This window comes from Bacteroidota bacterium, assembly GCA_034723125.1.
Lineage (GTDB): Bacteria > Bacteroidota > Bacteroidia > CAILMK01 > JAAYUY01 > JAYEOP01.
In genome coordinates this window covers 3215-7700 of sequence record JAYEOP010000537.1, presented here as the reverse complement: position 1 = coordinate 7700, position 4486 = coordinate 3215, and the positions used below count along the sequence as shown (strand labels likewise).

3 protein-coding genes are annotated in these 4486 nt (G+C 30.5%); 2 read left to right on the top strand and 1 reads right to left on the bottom strand.

Annotated features, from left to right (window positions below):
• The coding region (locus U9R42_13895; protein MEA3497115.1) for a hypothetical protein at nt 1-2483 on the bottom strand (2483 nt) is incomplete at its 3' end.
• A gap of 257 nt (nt 2484-2740) precedes the next feature.
• Here U9R42_13895 and U9R42_13890 point away from each other — a divergent pair.
• A complete protein-coding gene (locus tag U9R42_13890) occupies nt 2741-3628 on the top strand; it encodes a T9SS type A sorting domain-containing protein (protein ID MEA3497114.1) in 888 nt (295 codons plus the stop codon).
• A gap of 260 nt (nt 3629-3888) precedes the next feature.
• Nucleotides 3889-4251, top strand: a complete 363-nt coding sequence (locus U9R42_13885; protein MEA3497113.1) for a four helix bundle protein — start codon at nt 3889-3891, stop codon at nt 4249-4251.
• Nucleotides 4252-4486: the final 235 nt, after the last annotated feature.

The following is a 4486-nucleotide window of genomic DNA, read 5'->3' as shown; positions in this document are numbered from 1 at the left end:
CAATTTTCTACTGTAAGTGATATTGTATCGGAATATGTTCCTGCTCCAAATGTTGTAGTATAATGTAAGTCATTTGTTTTGAATACTCCATTGTGATACCACCAATAACCTTGTTTAGCATCTTTTGCTGCTGTATTAATAAATGTAATTGGTGTTCCAAAACAAACAGTATCATCAGCTATAAATTCTGCATTTGGTGGAGAAACAGGATAAGTGCTTTCATCTGCTCCCAATGTTGTTTCATAAATACATCTTGCATCTCCATCAACATCTGTTGTTAAACCAAGTGCTACTCCTTTTAATGGAGGATAGCTTGCATCTAAGTGGAAATCTGTGGTTGATACAAAATGTGGGTCAACATTTTCCATTGAATTTACATCATGTGGCATGTTTATCCTCATGCTAGCTGTTTTCCATGCGGTTAAGTCTGCATAATATCTATTATAAGTAAAGAACATATTTGTTGTCCTGTTTGGATAAATATAATCATTGTAATCTATGGTAGCATTGCTATAAAAATAATAATAAGATGTTATAAGCATTGTTCCTCCTGTACTAATAAGAATATTATTTTTTATTATTGGTGCATAAGTGTAATAGAAGTACAAAGCGGAATAATTATAATTATTTGCATAAGAACCATCAACAGCTATTGTATTATGATATATTTTTAAACCTTCACTCCAGTTTGAATATAAACCTTGCTGATAAGAAGTACTATGAAAATCATACATCATATTATTTGTAATCATTGTAGTATCAGAGCCGTAATAATAAGCATAATTTTCTCTGTACAAATACATTCCATATCTGCCGGGATTAATAATATTTCCGTCAATTATAGCTCCATGAGAATAATATCTGTAAATAGCATAGGCATTACTATTTCTACTACCAATATCAATATTATTATATTGTATTACGTCTGCACTTTGATAATAATGGTAAATAGCATAATAATACTGTCCTGTAATAGTATTACCAATATATTGGTTACCTACTGCACTTGTTTGAGTTGAAACTCCTCTGAAGTTAATACCACAATAACCACCTGTAATATTATTATTTTTAATTAAGTTAAAATTAGCATTATTTCCATAGCTACCACTACTTGAAGATTCTGATGCAGATGCCATAATGGCTGTTGTCCACCAAGAAGTATAAGAAGAATTTACTTCAATATTACAAGAAGAAACTTCATTGTATTCTGCTTGGTTTGTATATAAAATTGCAACGGCATAAGTAGAACCCGTATTTTTTATAGTCATATTTTTAAAGGTAAAGTAATCACCTCCGTCAAATATCAATGTGGTTCTGTTTGTAGAACTTGTTCCACCATAAGTAAGTGTTACATCATCTTTGTCTTGTCCGTCAAATGTTACAGTATTAGTTGCATCCATACCTACAATTGCAGGAATTACAACTCTTTCAGTGTATGAACCTTGCTGAACATTGAATGTAACAGGACCGACAACCCCACAATTTTGAAGTGCAGCAACTGCAGCATTAAAATCAGGATAATCACCCGTAGCACCAATTGTATATGTTCCTGCCATTCCTGTACACATATTAACTATTAATGTATCATTACTAGGGTCATTATCAGGCATTGAATCATTTGCATTATTTATCCATATTCTTATATTATGACTACCTGCCTTATTTGTTAAATCAATTGGAGTAGTAAAAGTATATGTTCCACTTTCAGCTGGGAACAAAGTATCATGTATATTATTCACCAATATAGGGGTTCCCCAGTCAACCATATAGCCAAGGTCAAACCAATTTATTGTATCAGCTTTTTTATTTTGATACTCAACTTTTAACCAATTTGTATCGGCTTTAAATACTTCAGGACTAACAATTCTTTCCAGAGCAACATCAAAACCTACTGCAGGATCTGAATCAACCGTAATTAAATCTACAGCCATATCACTTCTAAAACTGCTACCTCTTATTCCATGATATCTTATTTGAATTGTACCTGAAAAAGATGCCAAGCTCACTGTTGCTTGTGTCCAATTTGAAGATTGGGATGAATGCTGTTGTCCTGATTTTGACCATACATCTACCCAACTACTTCCATTATAAACTTGAAGTTTTAAAGTGCCCATATTTGAGCCATACATGTGATACCAAAATGTTATATCAGCATTCATTCTTCCAGATAAATCAAACTGAGGTCCAGTAAGATATGCAGAACCTGACGATGTTGATGTTTCAAGATAAACATAATAATTCCCACCAACATGAGAACCTGTACTACCGTTAGTTCCCGCATTTGGCCCTGTAGCAGAAGAACTTGTTGATGTATTTCGCCTGCTCCAATATGGTCCACCACTACCTAACGACCAGCCTGATGTGCCAGATTGCCATGTTTGGGTGTATGGATAACTTGAAACTTGACTTTTCACTTGATTAGGAATAGTAAAAAGTCCTAATGTAATTAAAAGTGTTAAAAATAGCGTAAATTTTTTCATCATAATATTTTTTTTAATTTATTAACATTTTTAAGTGTTGAATAATTCAACAATTCAATTAAGAGCAAATGTAGTAAGGTTTTATTTATAAAGAACAATTTTTTCATTTTTTTTATTAATCAATTTTATCAATCATTTTGTTTGTATTTACCCCTTTACTTATCTAATTTTTTAAGAATATTTATAAAATAGATTGGTTTAAATAAAAATTATACTAATTTTGCAGTGAAAATTTTTTTTTTAACAAATAAAACAAAACTATGAAAAAATTTATACTTATTCTCGTATTAGGAATTCTTACTAGTACAATTTCATTTGCACAAATTCCCAATGGTGATTTTGAAACACAAGACAATTGGACAGCATCAGGTAAAGCAACTTATGTTGAAAGATTAGATGCTACATTAAGCGGAGATCCAGTCTCTTTGTACCCTGAATCAGGAAGCAAATTTATTCGCGTACAAAATGATCTTACGCAAGGGAAGTTAGGAGTTCTTTCATCATCATTTCCTTTGACTTCTCGTCCTAATTATTATTCATTTCATGCAGGTTATATTTCAGCAAATAAAGTTGAAAGATTTGGATTTATTGTTTTCTTTTGGAAATGGAATACTAATACTAATTCAAGAGATACAATCTTATATAATTTTGGAGCAGCTCCTCAGCAAGATGGACAATTGCAACCATGGGCTGTATTAAATATGGATCTTTCCTCTTTGTATAAAAATACTGATACTCCCGATTCTGCTATGCTTGTATTTATTGTTGATGTAAGACAAAATACTCAAGGACAAATTATTGCTTCTGATAATACAGTATTAGTTCTTGATAATTTGAAGTTTGAACAACAAACAAGTTCAGGGATAACTTGGTCGGATATTGAAGCTGAAAATTCAATAGCAATTAACAAGGCTTATTATTTTAATAAAAGAATTTTCCTTAACATTGAAAATTATGAGCCATCAAATCTTAATTTGACACTTACAAATATGAGAGGTCAAAGAGTTTTAGATAAAAAAATAAATCTAATAGGAAAAGGTAATATTAATGAATCAATAAATGTAGATTATTTACCAAAAGGAATTTATATTCTTGGAATATTATCTGATAAAGGAATTCTTGAGTCTAAGAAGATTTTAATTAAATAAGAAGTGCTTTGAGTGTAAAGAAGTGCCTTGAGTGCCTAAAGTGCCTAAAGTACTTAGAGTTATTGAAGAAGTCTTTAGTTTTTTTGAAACAGTAAAAAAACAGTTATAAATAATTTTGAGTACTCAAGGCATTTTTAATTGTTCGTTTCTCAAACTTTAGGCACTTTAAGTACTCCAAGTACTTTAGGCACTTCTTAATTGTTCGTCTCTCAAACTTTAGGTACTTCCAAATAATTTTAAGCTTATTTATGATAAAAAAAATGGATAATAAGGAGTTTGCAAAACTGCTTGAAAATCGAACAAAGAATTTCGCAATTAGTGTTATCAAATTATCAAGCTCATTATCCAATACTTCTGAAAATAAAGTGATTAAAAATCAGATAACAAAATCAGGAACAAGTATTGGAGCTAATTATATAGAAGCAAATCGTTCAAGAAGCGATAAAGATTTTTTAAATAAAATTCAAATTTGTGAAAGTGAAGCAAGTGAGACAGTTTACTGGTTAGAATTATTAATGTCTTTATCAAAAAATACTACAAAAGAAACAAAATTAGTTTTTAAAGAAGCAAATGAACTCCTTGCAATTTTTACTTCAATTAGAAATAGTTTAAAAAAGAAATAAAAGCGGAAGAAGTGTCTTGAGTGCCTAAAGTGCCTAAAGTACTTAGAGTTATTGAAGAAGTCTTTAGTTTTTTTGAAACAGAAAGAAAACAGTTTTAAATAACTTTAAGTACTCCAAGTACTTTAGGCATTTCTTAATTGTTCGTTTCTCAAATTTTAGGCACTTCTTAATTGTTTGTTTCTCAAACTTTAGGCACTTTAAGTACTCCAAGTACTTTAGGCACTTCTTAATTGTT

Excerpts from the sequence above, each read along its gene's own strand:
- U9R42_13890 (MEA3497114.1), top strand. The coding sequence starts at position 2,741 with ATGAAAAAATTTATACTTATTCTCGTATTAGGAATTCTTACTAGTACA.
- U9R42_13885 (MEA3497113.1), top strand. The coding sequence starts at position 3,889 with ATGGATAATAAGGAGTTTGCAAAACTGCTTGAAAATCGAACAAAGAAT.